We start from the raw sequence: 513 nt of genomic DNA, 5'->3' as shown, positions 1-513 counted from the left end.
AGCAGCGACTGGGCATTCGCCGAGCCGGCCGAGAAGGCCTGGACAGCGAACTGCTGCTGGGTCTGCAGGGCCGTCAGCTTGGCCGATTCCTCGGCCACATCGGCGGCCACGAGATCGTCGCCCAGCGTCTTCATGTTCGTGGCGAACTCGACGTTGATGTCGTAGCGCTCCTTGACGAAGGTCGAGTAGTTGCCGAACTGGCCGGCCACATCATCCACCTGCGCCATGGCCGACTGGACCTGGCCGAGCGAGGTCTGGACCAGGGTATCCGTGGTCCAGCCGGTGCCGACACCGGTCAGGCCGAGGCTGCCCGTGGTCATCGTCACGCCCGAGATCGCGATCGGGTTCGAGGCGAACTCGTTGAGGATGATGTTCATCCCCTGGCCAGCCAGCAGGTTGCGGCCGTTCTGGACCACGTTGTTGGTGATGACCGAGGTGATTTCCAGCTTGTAGGCTTCGTATTGCTGGCCGAGGCGGAGACGCTCGGAATTGTCGAGCGAGCCGGTGATCGGC

At 64.1% G+C, this 513-nt stretch carries 1 protein-coding gene; it reads right to left on the bottom strand.

Features of this window, described 5'->3' with window-relative positions; genetic code table 11:
• The coding region (locus P0652_RS18735) for a flagellin (RefSeq protein ID WP_284180432.1) at window positions 1-513 on the bottom strand (513 nt) is incomplete at both ends.

Origin of the sequence: Rhabdaerophilum sp. SD176 (genome assembly GCF_030143245.1) — a bacterium.
Classification (GTDB): Bacteria; Pseudomonadota; Alphaproteobacteria; order Rhizobiales; family Beijerinckiaceae; genus Rhabdaerophilum.
Note: the sequence above shows the minus strand (reverse complement) of the source record. Positions and strands in the feature narration are given on the sequence as shown.